General features: G+C 37.3%; 16 protein-coding genes and 1 riboswitch. Of the genes, 3 read left to right on the forward strand and 13 right to left on the reverse strand.

The features are described 5' to 3' along the window. Position 1: 1 nt before the first annotated feature. A complete protein-coding gene (gene tkt / locus DNJ73_RS08935; RefSeq protein ID WP_158467361.1) occupies positions 2–2,014 on the forward strand; it encodes a transketolase in 2,013 nt (670 codons plus the stop codon). A 54-nt stretch (positions 2,015–2,068) separates the two neighbouring features. Here the strand turns inward: tkt and thiC are convergent, their stop codons facing one another. From thiC to ruvB, 5 genes are all read right to left on the reverse strand, one after another. Next, entirely contained in the window at positions 2,069–3,469 is a 1,401-nt protein-coding gene (gene thiC / locus DNJ73_RS08940; RefSeq protein ID WP_158467362.1) for a phosphomethylpyrimidine synthase ThiC, read from the reverse strand. 44 nt (positions 3,470–3,513) lie between these two features. Beyond that, a riboswitch (TPP riboswitch) is annotated at positions 3,514–3,617 on the reverse strand. 70 nt (positions 3,618–3,687) lie between these two features. After that, a complete protein-coding gene (locus tag DNJ73_RS08945; RefSeq protein WP_158467363.1) occupies positions 3,688–3,900 on the reverse strand; it encodes a DUF3188 domain-containing protein in 213 nt (70 codons plus the stop codon). Positions 3,901–3,922: 22 nt separating this feature from the next. Beyond that, on the reverse strand, positions 3,923–5,098 hold the full coding sequence (locus DNJ73_RS08950) for an amidohydrolase (protein WP_158467364.1): 1,176 nt from the start codon (positions 5,096–5,098) through the stop codon (positions 3,923–3,925). Next, positions 5,095–5,889 (reverse strand): tetratricopeptide repeat protein, encoded by a 795-nt coding sequence (locus DNJ73_RS08955; RefSeq protein WP_158467365.1) that lies wholly within the window; start codon positions 5,887–5,889, stop codon positions 5,095–5,097. Before DNJ73_RS08955 ends, DNJ73_RS08950 begins: the two co-directional genes overlap by 4 nt. Beyond that, positions 5,886–6,956, reverse strand: a complete 1,071-nt coding sequence (ruvB, locus tag DNJ73_RS08960; protein ID WP_158467366.1) for a Holliday junction branch migration DNA helicase RuvB — start codon at positions 6,954–6,956, stop codon at positions 5,886–5,888. Before ruvB ends, DNJ73_RS08955 begins: the two co-directional genes overlap by 4 nt. 47 nt (positions 6,957–7,003) lie before the next feature. On the opposite strand from ruvB, the gene smpB reads away from it, so the two are divergent. Next, positions 7,004–7,501, forward strand: a complete 498-nt coding sequence (smpB, locus tag DNJ73_RS08965; RefSeq protein ID WP_158467367.1) for an SsrA-binding protein SmpB — start codon at positions 7,004–7,006, stop codon at positions 7,499–7,501. Between the two features lie 66 nt (positions 7,502–7,567). Here smpB and DNJ73_RS08970 read toward each other — a convergent pair whose 3' ends face one another. From DNJ73_RS08970 to DNJ73_RS08995, 6 genes are all read right to left on the reverse strand, one after another. Further along, positions 7,568–7,819 carry a hypothetical protein gene (locus DNJ73_RS08970; protein WP_158467368.1) on the reverse strand — a complete coding sequence of 84 codons (252 nt, stop codon included), beginning with the start codon at positions 7,817–7,819 and terminating at the stop codon, positions 7,568–7,570. A 41-nt stretch (positions 7,820–7,860) separates the two neighbouring features. After that, positions 7,861–9,381, reverse strand: a complete 1,521-nt coding sequence (gene lysS, locus DNJ73_RS08975; protein ID WP_158467369.1) for a lysine--tRNA ligase — start codon at positions 9,379–9,381, stop codon at positions 7,861–7,863. A 65-nt stretch (positions 9,382–9,446) separates the two neighbouring features. After that, the gene (gene rpaB, locus DNJ73_RS08980) at positions 9,447–10,187 is read right to left on the reverse strand and encodes a response regulator transcription factor RpaB (protein WP_158467370.1); all 741 of its coding nucleotides are present in this window, start codon (positions 10,185–10,187) and stop codon (positions 9,447–9,449) included. Between the two features lie 179 nt (positions 10,188–10,366). Further along, complete coding sequence (locus DNJ73_RS08985; RefSeq protein WP_158467371.1) at positions 10,367–10,867, reverse strand: hypothetical protein; 501 nt, start codon at positions 10,865–10,867, stop codon at positions 10,367–10,369. Continuing rightward, the gene (mreC, locus tag DNJ73_RS08990) at positions 10,860–11,609 is read right to left on the reverse strand and encodes a rod shape-determining protein MreC (RefSeq protein WP_158467372.1); all 750 of its coding nucleotides are present in this window, start codon (positions 11,607–11,609) and stop codon (positions 10,860–10,862) included. The genes DNJ73_RS08985 and mreC overlap by 8 nt, the downstream gene beginning before the upstream one ends. Before the next feature lie 3 nt (positions 11,610–11,612). Continuing rightward, positions 11,613–12,665 carry a rod shape-determining protein gene (locus DNJ73_RS08995; RefSeq protein WP_158467373.1) on the reverse strand — a complete coding sequence of 351 codons (1,053 nt, stop codon included), beginning with the start codon at positions 12,663–12,665 and terminating at the stop codon, positions 11,613–11,615. Between the two features lie 85 nt (positions 12,666–12,750). Here DNJ73_RS08995 and DNJ73_RS09000 point away from each other — a divergent pair, with 85 nt between their 5' ends. Further along, positions 12,751–13,140, forward strand: a complete 390-nt coding sequence (locus DNJ73_RS09000) for a single-stranded DNA-binding protein (RefSeq protein ID WP_158467374.1) — start codon at positions 12,751–12,753, stop codon at positions 13,138–13,140. Positions 13,141–13,149: 9 nt separating this feature from the next. Here the strand turns inward: DNJ73_RS09000 and DNJ73_RS09005 are convergent, their stop codons facing one another. Together DNJ73_RS09005 and ahcY are read right to left on the reverse strand one after the other, a co-directional pair. Further along, complete coding sequence (locus DNJ73_RS09005) at positions 13,150–13,806, reverse strand: DedA family protein (RefSeq protein ID WP_158467375.1); 657 nt, start codon at positions 13,804–13,806, stop codon at positions 13,150–13,152. A gap of 25 nt (positions 13,807–13,831) precedes the next feature. Then, entirely contained in the window at positions 13,832–15,265 is a 1,434-nt protein-coding gene (gene ahcY, locus DNJ73_RS09010) for an adenosylhomocysteinase (protein WP_158467376.1), read from the reverse strand. Between the last annotated feature and the right edge of the window lie 7 nt (positions 15,266–15,272).

Genomic DNA, 15,272 nt, shown 5'->3' on the forward strand with positions numbered 1-15,272 from the left:
AATGGTTGCTCTGACTAATTCTCTAGACACGCTATGCATCAATAGCATCAGAATGCTCGCAGTTGACGCAGTTAATAAATCAAATAGTGGTCACCCAGGGCTTCCCATGGGGTGTGCACCTATGGGTTACGCATTATGGGACAAACATCTTCGTCATAATCCAAAAAATCCAAAATGGTTTAACCGAGACAGATTCGTTCTTTCTGCTGGACATGGGTGCATGTTGTTGTATGCCCTTTTGCATTTAACTGGCTATGACTCTGTAACGATGGAGGACATAAAACAATTTCGACAATGGGGTGCTAAAACTCCTGGTCATCCAGAAACTTTCGAGACACCAGGAGTAGAAGTAACTGCTGGACCATTGGGAGCTGGAATTTCAAATGCAGTGGGACTCGCAATAGCAGAAGCGCATTTATCAGCCAAATTCAATAAGCCTGATTCAACAGTTGTAGATCATTACACATACGTAATTATGGGTGATGGATGCAATCAAGAAGGAATAGCTTCAGAAGCCTGTTCTCTTGCTGGTCATCTAAAGCTTGGAAAATTAATCGCTCTATACGATGACAACAGCATCACAATTGATGGCAGAACAGATGTATCTTTTACAGAAGATGTATTAAAAAGATATGAAGCTTATGGTTGGCATGTTCAAGAAATACCTGAAGGAAATACAGATGTCGAAGGCATTTCTAAAGCTATAGAAAAAGCAAAAGCAATTACCGATAAGCCATCAATTATAAAAATTACTACAACCATTGGATTCGGATCTCCAAATAAAAGTGATACAGCTGGGGTACATGGAGCAGCTCTTGGAGCAGAAGAAGCAGAACTTACAAGAAAAGAACTTGGTTGGTCACATGAACCTTTTAAAATTCCTCAAGATGTATACGACCAATACCGTCAAGCTATTGAGAGAGGAGCCCAACTTGAGTCAGACTGGAATCAAACACTTGCTGATTACAGAGAAAAGTATCCTAATGAAGCATCTGAATTTGAACGAATGCTTCGAGGGGAGCTCCCTCAAGGCTGGGACAAAGATTTGCCTAAATATACAGCGGATGACAAGGGCCTTGCTACAAGAAAACATTCTCAAATATGTTTAGGTGCTTTGGGACCTAATGTTCCTGAATTAATAGGGGGTTCTGCGGATTTAACTCATTCAAATTACACAGATATCAAAGGTGAGACTGGGTCTTTTCAATATGAAAGTCCTGAAAAACGTTATTTACATTTTGGCGTAAGAGAACATGCTATGGCAGCCATCTTGAATGGTATTGCATACCACGATAGTGGTCTAATCCCATATGGTGGAACCTTTTTAGTTTTCGCTGACTACATGCGAGGTTCGATGCGTCTTTCCGCGCTAAGTGAGCTAGGTGTTATTTATGTTTTAACTCACGATTCTATAGGTGTTGGCGAGGATGGACCAACACATCAACCAATAGAAACCATTCCATCATTAAGAGCAATGCCAAATATGCTGGTTTTCCGTCCAGGAGATGGCAATGAAACTAGTGGAGCATATAAAGTTGCAATTAAAAATCGTAAAAGACCAAGTTCTTTATGCCTAAGTAGACAGGGCATGGCCAATCAGCAAAATTCATCAGTAGAAAAAGTTGCTTTAGGTGGATACGTACTTGAAGATTGCGATGGTAATCCTGATCTAATACTGATTGGTACTGGTACTGAACTTGATTTATGCGTGCAAGCAGCGAAAAAACTAACTTCAGAAGGTAAAAAAGTGCGCGTTGTTTCTATGCCATGTGTAGAACTTTTCGAAGAACAAAGCGAAAGTTATAAAGAAGAAGTTTTACCTTCTAACATCAGAAAACGCCTAGTAGTTGAAGCTGCAGAAAGCTTTGGATGGCATAAATACATTGGACTTGATGGTGACAGCGTTACTATGAATAGCTTTGGAGCATCAGCTCCAGGAGGAATATGTTTGGAGAAATTTGGATTTACAGTTGAGAACGTACTAGAAAAATCTAGAAATCTTCTCAATAAATAATATTCAATTTAACTACCATCAATTAATCGAAATATAACTAAGTTAAACAAAGAACTAATTTTCTTTGTTTAACTTAAGAGGTGTTAATTCTGCTGCACCTTTTAACTTGATTTGATTATCCAATTTATCCAGATCTTCATCTGATATTTTTGTATTCATTGGACAATGATTAGGACCACACATTGAACAAAATTCTGCCTTCTTGAAAATTTCTTCAGGCAATGTTTCGTCATGATATTGCTTAGCTCTCTCTGGATCCAGAGATAATTCAAACTGTTTATTCCAGTCAAATTCTTTTCTAGCCTTACTCAGTTCGTCATCTCGATCACGAGCTCCTGATCTATGTCTCGCGACATCTGCAGCATGTGCAGCAATTTTATAAGCAATTAATCCTTCCCTCACATCCTCAGGATTTGGTAAACCAAGATGCTCCTTAGGCGTTACATAACAAAGCATCGCGGTTCCATACCAACCTGCCATCGCCGCACCAATGGCACTTGAAATATGGTCATAGCCTGGAGATATATCTGTTACTAATGGACCTAGAACATAAAAAGGAGCTTCAGAACACTCCTCCATTTGCTTCCTAACATTAAATTCAATTTGATCCATAGGTACATGACCAGGCCCTTCGACCATAACTTGAACATCATGCTCCCAAGCACGTCTAGTTAATTCACCAAGGGTTTTCAATTCAGCTAGTTGTGCTTCATCTGAGGCATCATGCAAGCAACCAGGTCTTAATGAATCTCCTAAAGAAAAAGTGCAATCATATCGTTTAAATATTTCACAAATATCATCAAAACGAGTAAACAAAGGGTTTTGCTTGTAGTGATAAAGCATCCATTGAGCAAGTATTCCCCCTCCTCGACTAACTATGCCCGTAATCCGACCTTTAACTTTGGGTAAATGTTCAATCAATAAGCCTGCATGAATAGTTTGATAATCAACACCTTGCTGACAATGCTTTTCTATTATGTGTAAAAAATCATCCTCAGTTAGCCTTGAAATAGAGCCATGAACACTTTCTAATGCTTGATAAACAGGCACTGTCCCAATAGGGATAGGGGAGGCATTAATAATTGCAGTTCTTACTTCATCTAAATTAACCCCTCCAGTTGAAAGATCCATAAGAGTATCTGCTCCATACTTAACTGCTAATTCAAGCTTCTTTAATTCTTCATTTACATCACTTGCATTTGGCGAAGCGCCAATGTTTGCGTTGACTTTACATTTGGAGGCAATACCTATTGCCATGGGTTCTAAGTTCGTATGGTTAATATTTGCAGGAATAATCATCCGACCTCGCGCGACCTCTTCCATAACTAAAGACTCTGGAAGATTCTCACGTTTTGCCACATAAATCATTTCCTCAGTGATTTCGCCTTTGCGAGCAAAATGCATCTGAGAAACATTAGTTTTACCTTTTCTAGAAGCAACCCATGAATTACGCATGAACTAAAAAGCTATTGAATAAACCAAGGGAGCAATATGCAAAAGATCACAAGATTTCACTTTCCTTACGCTGGTTCAAACCAGATCAGGTTCAGAGGGTGTGATCTCAGCCATAAAGCAAAGCGATATGGCACCCCTAGTGATACATACAAATTAGCTCGAAATAGCGAACTAAACCCTAAAGTTTTTATTGATAAAAACTTTGCTCATTAAAATTTTTATTCATTCATATCTTTTTTGATTTCTTGAAGTAACATTCTTCTCCTTCTAAGTCTTCTAACTGTTCCATTCACAACCAATCCACCTCCAACTACTAAAGCAGGTATCGCTTGAATTTTATCTTTGCCCTCTCTATGTAAAAATCCTGTGATTGCTAATAAAATAAGCAAAGGTGCTGAAATCGAAATGAGAGGGTTACCTAGTCTTTTCATAGAAATAAATCAACTAAATGTTTTAAGAACTTTCAGTAGACATAATTATCGCTTGAGACAAAATTTTTATTCCTAATTCAAGGCTTCTTTCATCCAAAGAAAAATAACTGCTATGCAATGGAGCGCAACCTTTCTCTCCAGCCACTCCCAAGCGAAACATTGTTCCTGGAACATCTTGCAAATAGAAAGCAAAATCTTCAGCTCCTAATGAAGGATTTTCTAAATAAACAATATTTTCTTCATCGATAAAGGTCTTCGCACAAGAAGATAATAAATTAGTCAACTCTGGATCGTTATAGACTGGAGGTGCGATCGACTTAAAATTCATATGTACTTCAGCTCCGTAATTAGAAGCGATATTTTTTACTATTTTCTCAATCCATTGAGGCAATTGTTCATATAAATTACTATCAAGACACCTTACTGTTCCTAAAAGTTTTACCCTCTCAGCAATAACATTAAAAGCATTTCCACCTGAAATTTTTCCAAAACTAATAACTACTGGTTTAAGCGCATCTAAACGTCTACTAATAGCCTCTTGAATTCCACTAATAACTTTTGCAGCGACCCAAATGGAGTCAACGCCTTCATGAGGCCTGGCTCCATGCCCTCCTTGACCAATAATATCTATCTCCAATTCAGCAGCGGCGGCAGTAAAAGTACCACTTTTTATTCCGATTTTCCCAACTGACAAATCAGGATAAACATGCACGCCAAATAAAGCTTTTACATCTTCAAGAACCTTTTCAGCTCTCATCCAATTGGCTCCTTTAGCAATCTCTTCAGCAGGTTGAAAAATAATTCGGATTCTTGAATTTGTAAATTTTTTGTTTGCTAAAACTTTTGCCACTCCCAAACCGATACAAGTATGCAGATCATGTCCACATGCATGCATCAAGCCTTGTATTGAAGAGGTGTAATCTAAACCTGTTCTCTCCTCTATTGGCAAGGCATCCATATCAACTCTTAAGGCAACAACTGGTCTGTTTTTCTGCCCCATTTCAGCAACTACTCCAGTCCTACCAACTGCTTCTTTGACTTCCCAACCTGATTTTCTAAGCTCCCCTGCAACTAAAGCAGCAGTTTGATATTCCTGACCACTTAGCTCAGGATGAGCATGAAGATGACGCCGTAATTCAATCAAATCAGGCAGTATCTCTTTAGAAGAGACATGTATTTTTTCGCCTAAATCCTTCATTTATCCTCTAAAGCAAGAAATGAGATCAAATCATTTGTCGGACCTGGAGGCCAGCGGCGAATATTCAACAGCCATTTTTTGTCACGGTATCTTATATCTAGTCCAGCCGTTGCTGCCCAATTACTTTCAGCTTCACCTATAAAACCTTTTCGCCATAGAAGCGCTGTAAGTGCTGCTCTTGCATCTGCGAATAATGGGTATTTACGAATTAATATTCGAATTTTTTTTTCTGCAAGTTCTAGATCATCTAATTGATAGATTGCCAGTGCCTCACTCGACTTAGCCATCGCAACTCCATTGTTTGAAGAAGCAGCTTTAGAAAACAATCTCTTCGCTTCAATCCAATTATCCATAGATCCCATAACGTTGCCTAGGTTATATAGAGCTGAAACATCTTTAGGATTCTTCTTTAAAATGTAGTTGTAATCACTACTAGCCTCCTCCCAAAGCTTCAAGGCTTCCTCCGCAATTCCACGATTTAAGTATGGGTCCAAATCATTAGGAGAAATTTCTATAGCTTTGCTCTGATCTCTAATGGCACCTTCCGGATCTCCAAGAGCAAGAAGAATATTACCTCTGTTACTCAGAGCAGCCGCATCATTGGGATTTCTATTTAAAAATAAATTCCAATCTTTTTCAGCTTGAATAAAATCACCATCTTTACTTTCTTGAAGGGCTTTCTCAAATAAAAATTCAGGAAGTTCCTCAGCCTGAATTGCCAAAGGTTTAAATATCAAAAAACTCACTGTAAAAAATAAAATGAAAGCTTTACCGATACTTTTTTTGCTCATTTATCTATCTTTTTGGATGAAGTTAACAAGTAATGTTTTTCAGCTGCAGGAGTAACGACCCTGCCTCTAGAGGTTCTTTGTAAAAAGCCAATTTGCATTAAGTATGGCTCAACGACAGTTTCAAGAGTAGTTACATCTTCCCTAAGCGCAGCTGCTAAAGTTTCAACTCCTACTGGTCCTCCTCCATAGTCATTCACTAATAGGCCCAGATAAGATCTATCAGTAGCATCTAATCCTCTTTGATCTACGCGATACAAATCAAGTGAATCGTTCACAACTTTTACATCAATTAAGTTTGAGGAAGAATAAACTTCTGCAAAATCTCTAACTCGTCTTATAAGTCTATTAGCAATTCTGGGTGTTCCTCTACTCCTTCTAGCCAATTGCTTAGATGCATCTTCTGTAATTGATAAATTCATCAAACTTGAAGATCTTTTAATAATATTTTCTAGATCGAAATAGTTATAAAAATCTAATCTTTGTGTAATCCCAAAGCGATCTCGCATTGGAGAACTCAAAGCAGCTGGCTTAGTAGTAGCACCAACCAAGGTGAAGGGAGGAATTTCGATCGATCTCATTCTCGAAGAAGCACCTTTACCTACTGTTAGATCCAACCTTCTATCTTCCATCGCTGGATACAAAAGTTCCTGTGAAATTCGATTAAGTCTATGAATCTCATCAACAAAAATTAATTCACGCGGTTTCAAATTTATCAATAATCCAACAATGTCACGTGGTCTTTCCAATGCAGGTGCACTTGTAACCCTAGCTTTGACCCCTAATTCCTCAGCAATAACTAAAGCCATAGTAGTTTTCCCAAGCCCAGGTGGTCCATAGAGCATCAAATGATCAAGTGCTTCTCCTCTAGATAATGCTGCTTTGACTGAAATACTAAGAACTTTCTTCAATTCTGTTTGTCCGATAAAATCTTTAAAATATTTAGGTCTGAATGAATCTAGCTTCGAGAATTTTTTCTCCTCCTTTAAAAGACTTGAACCAACCAATCTTTCTTCTCTCTTATCATTAGGAAGAGAAGAATCATTAGTAGTTGAAGACACAATTGCCATGAATGAAGGTTAGTGGCATCTCAACAAAAATGGAGCTAAATAGAAAAATGAGCAAAAAAGGAAAAAAAAAATCCAAAAAAAATTCATCAATTGATGGAAATCGTCGCTTAGCTGAAAATCGACAAGCCAGATATGAGTACGAAATCCTAGAGACACTTGAAACTGGTTTAGAGCTGCTTGGAACCGAAGTTAAATCAATTAGAGCAGGGAAAGTAAACTTAAAAGATGGTTTTTGTCTAATTAAAAAAAATCAAATTCAACTTCATAATGTACATATATCACCACATAACCATGCAGGTAAATTCTTCAACCATGAACCTCTACGTATCAAAAAACTTCTTGCACATAAAAAAGAAATCGAGAAATTAAAAGTCTATATAGATAGAAAAGGATTAGCACTAATACCCTTAAATCTTTACCTAAAAGGCTCTTGGATTAAATTAAAGATAGGGGTTGGGAAAGGCAGAAAGCTTCATGACAAAAGAGATCGAGAGAAAATAAATGACTCCAAGAGAGATGCAGCTAACGCTCTCAAACGTTTATAACATTGCAAATATTAAATATTTTCCTAATCAAAATTCATATAAATATTATTACTTTTAAAATATTTATCAAGAAGGATCCAAGCTAACATTTTCAGGAGGAGGAGTTGGATCTGGGTCAGCAATTAGCATGTGTTGTAAAACAATTTCAGGTCGTTCACTATCTCTCCATCTAATTCGATAAGCAGGCATTTTTGTGCCCCTACTTGTCGTTTGCTCAACAGGTTCCATTACCCAGCCGCGTCTTGAACGCCCCTGGGGATTTCGCTTCACAACCGCATCTGCGTGTTTGAATCGAAATCCAACTCTCTCGCCACTCATCTGAACAAAATTCTTACTCGCCTATTATCCACTGTGAAGGGTCACTTTCCAGTTTGTTTTAAATTTGATTCTGGCCTTAGCAATGGAAAAGCTATTACATCCCTTATTGAAGGACTGTCAGTTAATAACATGACGAACCTATCAATTCCTATTCCAAGTCCTCCTGTTGGAGGCATCCCGACCTCAAGAGCATTAATAAAATCTTCATCTATGCTATGTGCTTCAAGGTCTCCTGCATCTTTTTTTTCTTGCTGCAAAAGTAAACGTTCTTTTTGATCTATTGGATCGATTAATTCACTAAAGGCATTAGCAGTCTCTCTTCCCACAATGAAAAGTTCAAATCTTTCAACCAAGCCTTTCTTAGTTCTATGTTTTCTAGCTAATGGAGAAATCTCAATTGGGTAATCAAGAACAAATGTTGGTTGGACAAGCTTTGGCTCAACGACTTGCTCAAAAGCTTCATTTAAAAGTCTCCCTACACTATTAGCCTTATCTGGCACTTGAAGCCCTTCACGAAGCATTGCAGCTTTAGCATCTAAAACTTTGTCTCCAAAGACATTAAAGTCAATTCCAGTAAACTCTTGAACTAATTGGTGCATAGTGGCCCTTCTCCAAGGAGGTTTAAGATCTATTTCTTCCTGTTGATAGATAATTTTGGTCGATCCACAAATCTTTTCGCAAACTGAAGAAAGTAATTTTTCTGTTAAGTCCATCATGTCAAAATAATCTGCAAAAGCCTCATAAATTTCCACGGATGTAAATTCTGGATTATGACGAGTGCTAATTCCCTCATTTCTAAAAATTCTTCCTAATTCATAAACTCTTTGGAATCCTCCGACCACCAATCTTTTTAGATGTAATTCTGTTGCAATCCTCAAATACAAAGGCAAATCAAGTGTGTTGTGATGAGTAATAAAAGGCCTTGCATCAGCCCCACCAGACTCAGACTGTAGAACTGGTGTCTCGATTTCTAGAAAGTCTTTTTCATCTAGCCATCTTCGAATTGAACTAACCAATAAAGCCCTAGTTTTAAAAGTTTTTCTTGTATTCGGATTAACAATTAAATCTAAATATCTTTGTCTATATCGCTTCTCTACATCTGCAAGTCCATGCCATTTGTCTGGTAGAGGTTGAAGAGATTTAGACAGCACTGTCCATTCTAAAACCTTTATGGAAAGTTCACCTCTATCAGTTCTTCTTAATATTCCACTAACACCTATCCAATCCCCTGAGTCAACGAGGGAGGTAAGATTTTCAAAATTTTTTTCTTCGTTCGGGCAATTTTCATATTGATTTAACGTGGCCTTTTCTAAAAAAAGTTGAATTGTTCCTGTTTCATCGGAAAGGGTAAAAAAAGCAAGCTTTCCCATCACTCTGCGAGAAGTTACACGGCCAGCAATTGAAACTTCATCTTTATTTTCTTCACCTTTTGGTAAGTCCTCATATTTTTTCTGTAAAACAATGGCAGTGTGACTAGGTCTGAAATTCAAACCATAAGGACCTTTTCCAATGCTTTGAAGTGCTTTTGCCTTTTCAAGGCGGGTATCTCTTAATTCAGACAAGGCGATTCATACATACGGCAAGAACGAGATTTAAAGAAAACCTATCAATATTTAACTATTAATCTCTAACTGGCAATAGCAGTAGGAAATTCTCCCATTCTTTGAGAAGCATAGCCAATACCCCTAACGGTTAAAATTAGCTCTGGATTTCTTGGATCTGGTTCCAGTTTGCCTCTTAAACGAGCTACATAAACATCTACTACTCTTAAATCTGCCGCTCTTCTCGGTGGATACCCCCATAGTTGTTCAAGAATTTCTGCTCTTGGGACTACACGACCAGGGTCACGAAAAAGCAATTCAAGTAAACTAAACTCAGTGTAAGTTAGGCCTATTCTTTCCCCTCCTCTACTTACTTGCCTTCTATTGGTATCTACCACAAGATCACCAAGCTTCATTACCCCTTGCCCCGATGGCACCTCTCTAGGCTCATCAACAGTTGGCGCAGGTCCAACTCTTCTCAATATCGTAGCAATTCTTGCCTCTAGCTCTTTTGGACTAAATGGCTTAGCTAAGTAATCATCTGCTCCTAAATCCAAGCCCGCAACTCTCTCAGAAATCGCCTCAAGCGCAGTCAAGAATATTATTGGTACACAAGATTCTGCTCTTATTCTTCTACAAACTGCAAAGCCATCCATCTTTGGAAGCATTACATCAAGTACAACCAAATCTGGTGCTTCTTTGTGAAAAACTTCGAGTGCTTGCTCTCCATCCTGTGCAGATAAAACCTGATAGCCAGCAAGATTTAGCCTTGTAACCAAGACTTTCAATACTGCTGGTTCATCATCTACAACCAAAATACAGGTCATGAGATTAGTTGTTGCCTTAGTGACAGGGCCATCAAAATCTTATGTCAAAAAGGGCTCTTTGTTAAATGAAGATATCATCTTCGAGCTATGTAAATTGTTAATTTTGCTAATTTAAGTGATTCAGTCCCCACTAATAAATAAGTATTTATTCTATTTTTTAAGATTTAAAAACTTTCTCATTAGTTTTTTTTATAAGCAATGAGAAGCCAAGATGAAAAGAATGGGGCAACTAATCCAGTAATTATCGCATTGGATATCAACACATAAATTGACCAAGAGTGAAACCAATTATTTCTCAAAACACTATGTAATATTATTTTTTGAATCCAAATAGATATATCAACCAAAGCAGTTCCAAAGATAGCCATTAAACCAAGACCTAGAAATAATTCGATCTTCTTATGACGTAAACCATATTGACTCCAAAATAAAGATAAGATTAACAAAGAGGGGATATAAGAAACCTCACTAATTATAAATGAGTCCATATAAAATCCCAAAAAAATAGAAGCAATAACAGCTCTCCAAGGTCTATTCTCAAGAGAAAATGGCAATAAAAAAATGACAGGCCAGCATGGAGATATTCCATTTATTTTAAGCCAATCTGGAGATATAACTATCAAAGCTGGTAAACAGATTGAAGTGAAAAATATTAATATTTTTTTTTTATTTCTAATCATTATTTTTAAAAACTTGAACCCAATCAATAGCCTCAGGAGATGCAGTTAACTGAACTATTGCGTATGGCGCAGGTAGAGCTTTTTCATCAACAAATTGAACAATTCCTACTATTAAATTTGGGGGCAATAATGTACTGGCTGGAGATGTAGTTACAGCATCTCCAACATTAGCCAAACTATTTTTATTTAAAAAAATTAGTTTTGGTCTATTTGTACCCATACCAGTCAAAATGCCATGACGCTTAGTTCGACCAATCCAAGCCCCTACTTGATGTCCAGGATCAGTAAGCAACCTAACTCTTGCTGTAAAAAGGGTTGTGCTATCTATTAAGCCAATTAAACCTCCTGGGCCAATAACGGCTTGTCCTTTCGAAATCCCATCTTTTGCTCCCTTATTAATTTCAAGCTGTTGCCACCAACTTTTAGAAGATCTAGAAACGACTGCTGCTGAAACTCTTTTATCGGTATTAAACTCTTTTAAAGACAGCGCTCTTCTTAAACGAACATTATCCTCTTCAAGTAATTTCAATCGAATATTTTTTTCAATATTATGTCCCTCTTGAATCCACTCTTTTTGTGATTTACCAGGCAAGATTGGTTTAACTAGAAGAGAGTAGAAATCTAAATACCCTGCTCCTTTTGTCCAACGAATACCAAATATTAAAGAGCACAGTAAAAATATTCCCCAAAACCCACTTTTAAAAAACAAATGAAACCCTATGTTTCGTCGGGCTTTAATCATTGTTTAATCTCTAATTACATTTCTAGCAAAATCAGGGGTGTCTAAAACTCTTCGCATTGTTTTAAATTCGTCTAAAACCTTACCGCATCCATTTACTACGCATAACAAGGGATCCTCAGCAACGTGAGTAAAAATGCCTGTTTCGTGACTTAAAAGATCGCTAATTCCTCTAACTAATGCCCCTCCACCTGCAAGCATTATCCCTCTATCAACAATATCTGCAGCAAGCTCAGGAGGAGTTCTCTCTAATGTTCTTTTGACAGCATCAACAATCTTATTTAAAGGCTCAGACATTGCTTCACGTAAATCACCTGCTTTTAAATTTATAGAACGAGGCAAACCAGAAAGTAAATGCAAACCCCTTACATCTATAGAGAGCAAATCAAATTCATTAGATGGAAAAGCTGATCCAATTTTAATTTTTATCTCTTCAGCTGTTCTTTCACCAACGACTAAATTATGTACTTTCTTCAAAAACATAGCTATAGACTCATTAATTTCATCACCCGCAACTCTGACAGATTCACTTAATACTGTTCCACCAAGACTTAGAACAGCTACTTCCGTGGTGCCACCACCAATATCAACAATCATTGTCCCAATAGGCTCTGTCACTGGCAAAGATGCTCCAATTGCAGCAGCTACAGGTTCATCAATCAAATGTACCTCTCTAGCACCAGCAAGACCAGCTTCTCGAACTGCGCGCCTCTCTACACCAGTAACTCCACTAGGAATACCAACAACTAATCGAGGAGCAATAATCCCGCGGCCCTCATTACACTTTTGAATAAATGTCTTCAACATTTGTTCGGCTGCATCAAAATCTGCAATAACACCATCCCTCAGAGGCCTGACGGCGCGAATATTACCGGGTGTCCGACCTAACATTAGTTTTGCATCATTGCCTACAGCTAAAGGAACACCCTCCTCTAAGTCCATTGCTACGACTGAAGGTTCTTGAAGTACTATTCCCTTGCCAGAAACATAAATCAAGGTATTAGCTGTACCTAAATCAATCCCAATATCCCGGGAAAATTTGAAACGGTTAAAAAACACGGATTTCAATCATTTGAGCAATCATAAAGAGAGTTGAACTAAGATAAGTACATTATTTACCAACCAATAAACAAAAGAGGCAATAATGGCAATAAATTCAGTCACTCTTGTAGGCAGAGCAGGAAGAGATCCTGAAGTTCGATATTTTGAATCTGGAACAGTAGTAGCGAATCTCACAATGGCTGTAAATAGAAGAAATCGAGATGATGAACCAGATTGGTTTAATCTTGAAATTTGGGGCAAGCAAGCTCAAGTTGCAGCAGATTATGTAAAAAAAGGTTCTTTAATCGGTATAACTGGAAGCTTTAAATTGGATAGTTGGAAGGATCGAAATACAGGAGAAGATAGAAACAAACCAGTAGTTAGAGTTGATCGCCTTGACTTATTAGGTTCAAAAAGAGATTCAGAAAATAGTAATTTCCAAAGAAACAATTCATTTAATCAGCAACCCAATAATGACGAAATCCCTTTTTAAATACTCTTTTTAATTGATAATTAGTTTACGGAGAGTCTTATAAATCAAAATTATAAAAGCTAAAAATATAATTAAAATAATCATTGTCTTAAATACACTGGAAAAAGGACTAATCCATTTTTCAATATTTCTATAACTATCTCCTAAATAAAAACCTGTAATTGTTAAGAACAAAGTCCAAATCATGCTGCCTGCAGTAGTCCAAATGAGAAAGGGTGTGATGGGCATCAACTCCACCCCTGCAGGTACTGAAATCAAAGTTCGTATTCCTGGTACTAATCTTCCCCAAAAAACCAAAGATACTCCATACTTATTAAACCATTTACGACTTCGAGCAAGATCTTGAGGGTTAATTCCAATCCAACGTCCATTTTTTTCAAGCCATTGTTCAATTCTCTCTTCATTAACTAATCTTCCAATTCCATACCAAGGCAAAGCCCCTATTACAGTTCCTACTAAACCTGCTAAAACAACTGGTAAAAAATCTAATTGGCCTTGGTGCACATAATAGCCACCAAGTGGCATTATTAATTCCGAAGGAATTGGTGGAATTAAATTTTCTAAAAACATTGCCAATAAAATTGCTCCATACCCTATCCATTGATTAGCTTCGACTGCATTTCCTATTAGTACTGGTAGAGAAGATATAAATTCTGAGATTTCCATTTTCTTTTGAATAGTTTAAATAACGTTAGTAGCGATAATGTTCTGTTTTATAAGGACCTTCAATTGGAACGTTGATATATTGGGCTTGTTTTTCAGTTAACTTAGTTAACTTTGCTCCTATCTTCTCTAAGTGAAGAATGGCAACCATTTCATCTAAATGCTTTGGCAAAACATAAACTTTATTCAAATATTTAACTCCATATTTAAATAATTCAATTTGAGCTAATACTTGATTAGTAAAGGAATTACTCATTACAAAACTAGGATGACCAGTCGCACATCCAAGGTTAACTAATCTTCCCTCTGCTAAAAGAATAATCTTGTTGCCGCTTGGAAGAGTGATGTGATCAACTTGAGGTTTGATATTTTCCCACTCATAAGACTTTAAAGAAGAAACTTCTATTTCATTATCAAAATGGCCAATATTACAAACTATCGCCTCATTTTTCATCCTAATCAAATCGTCATGACAAATAACTTGAAAGTTTCCAGTCGCAGTAACAAAAATATCAACATCTTCAACCACTTCATCAAGTCTAACGACTCTAAAACCTTCCATTGCTGCTTGAAGAGCACATATTGGATCTATCTCCGAAATCATCACTGTAGCCCCTAAACCTCTCAAAGATTGAGCAGATCCTTTCCCAACATCTCCATACCCCATAACAAGCGCAACCTTTCCGGCTACCATTACATCTGTGGCTCTTTTAATCCCGTCGACCAGTGATTCCCTGCAACCATAAAGGTTGTCAAACTTACTTTTGGTAACGGAATCATTTACATTAATTGCAGGAAATACTAGTTCTCCACTTTTTTCCATTTGATATAGACGAGCAACGCCGGTTGTAGTTTCCTCAGTAACCCCCTTTATAAAAGATTTAGCTTTGGAGTAAAAAGTGGGATCTTGAGAAAGTTTTTTCTTAATAGAAGCGAATAATGCTATTTCCTCTTCATTTGAAGGATTATCAAGGACTGATATATCCTCTTCAGCTTTACTCCCCAAAACAACTAATCCAGTCGCATCACCTCCATCATCAAGAATCATATTCGCAAATTTCCCATCACCCCATTCAAAAATCTTATGCGTATATTGCCAGTATTCATCAAGTGTTTCACCCTTCTTAGCAAAGACTGAAACACCTGATTTTGCTATCGCTGCTGCTGCATGATCTTGAGTAGAGAAAATATTACAAGAAGCCCATCTCACTTCTGCACCAAGCTCAACCAAGGTCTCAATAAGGACTCCTGTTTGAATAGTCATATGAAGACTCCCAGCAATAAAAGCTCCTTTTAATGGCTTTTCCGATCTGTATTTTTTTCTCAATGCCATTAGTCCTGGCATTTCCGTTTCAGCTATGGAAAGTTCTTTGCGTCCGAACTCGGCCTCTGATATATCGTTAACTATATAATCAGCATTTTTATCAATACTGTTGAGATTTGATTTGGTTGCTGCAAACATGAATTTA

The organism is Prochlorococcus marinus XMU1408 (assembly GCF_003208055.1).
Classification (GTDB): domain Bacteria; phylum Cyanobacteriota; class Cyanobacteriia; order PCC-6307; family Cyanobiaceae; genus Prochlorococcus_B; species Prochlorococcus_B marinus_A.

What these genes read in the sequence shown, in the direction of transcription:
- DNJ73_RS08985 (WP_158467371.1), bottom strand. Translation starts at nt 10,867, where the DNA reads ATGATTAGAAATAAAAAAAAAATATTAATATTTTTCACTTCAATCTGT.
- DNJ73_RS08955 (WP_158467365.1), bottom strand. Translation starts at nt 5,889, where the DNA reads ATGAGCAAAAAAAGTATCGGTAAAGCTTTCATTTTATTTTTTACAGTG.
- ruvB (WP_158467366.1), bottom strand. Translation starts at nt 6,956, where the DNA reads ATGGCAATTGTGTCTTCAACTACTAATGATTCTTCTCTTCCTAATGAT.
- DNJ73_RS09000 (WP_158467374.1), top strand. Translation starts at nt 12,751, where the DNA reads ATGGCAATAAATTCAGTCACTCTTGTAGGCAGAGCAGGAAGAGATCCT.
- mreC (WP_158467372.1), bottom strand. Translation starts at nt 11,609, where the DNA reads ATGATTAAAGCCCGACGAAACATAGGGTTTCATTTGTTTTTTAAAAGT.
- DNJ73_RS08950 (WP_158467364.1), bottom strand. Translation starts at nt 5,098, where the DNA reads ATGAAGGATTTAGGCGAAAAAATACATGTCTCTTCTAAAGAGATACTG.
- DNJ73_RS09005 (WP_158467375.1), bottom strand. Translation starts at nt 13,806, where the DNA reads ATGGAAATCTCAGAATTTATATCTTCTCTACCAGTACTAATAGGAAAT.
- thiC (WP_158467362.1), bottom strand. Translation starts at nt 3,469, where the DNA reads ATGCGTAATTCATGGGTTGCTTCTAGAAAAGGTAAAACTAATGTTTCT.
- tkt (WP_158467361.1), top strand. Translation starts at nt 2, where the DNA reads ATGGTTGCTCTGACTAATTCTCTAGACACGCTATGCATCAATAGCATC.
- DNJ73_RS08970 (WP_158467368.1), bottom strand. Translation starts at nt 7,819, where the DNA reads ATGAGTGGCGAGAGAGTTGGATTTCGATTCAAACACGCAGATGCGGTT.
- rpaB (WP_158467370.1), bottom strand. Translation starts at nt 10,187, where the DNA reads ATGACCTGTATTTTGGTTGTAGATGATGAACCAGCAGTATTGAAAGTC.
- smpB (WP_158467367.1), top strand. Translation starts at nt 7,004, where the DNA reads ATGAGCAAAAAAGGAAAAAAAAAATCCAAAAAAAATTCATCAATTGAT.
- ahcY (WP_158467376.1), bottom strand. Translation starts at nt 15,265, where the DNA reads ATGTTTGCAGCAACCAAATCAAATCTCAACAGTATTGATAAAAATGCT.
- DNJ73_RS08945 (WP_158467363.1), bottom strand. Translation starts at nt 3,900, where the DNA reads ATGAAAAGACTAGGTAACCCTCTCATTTCGATTTCAGCACCTTTGCTT.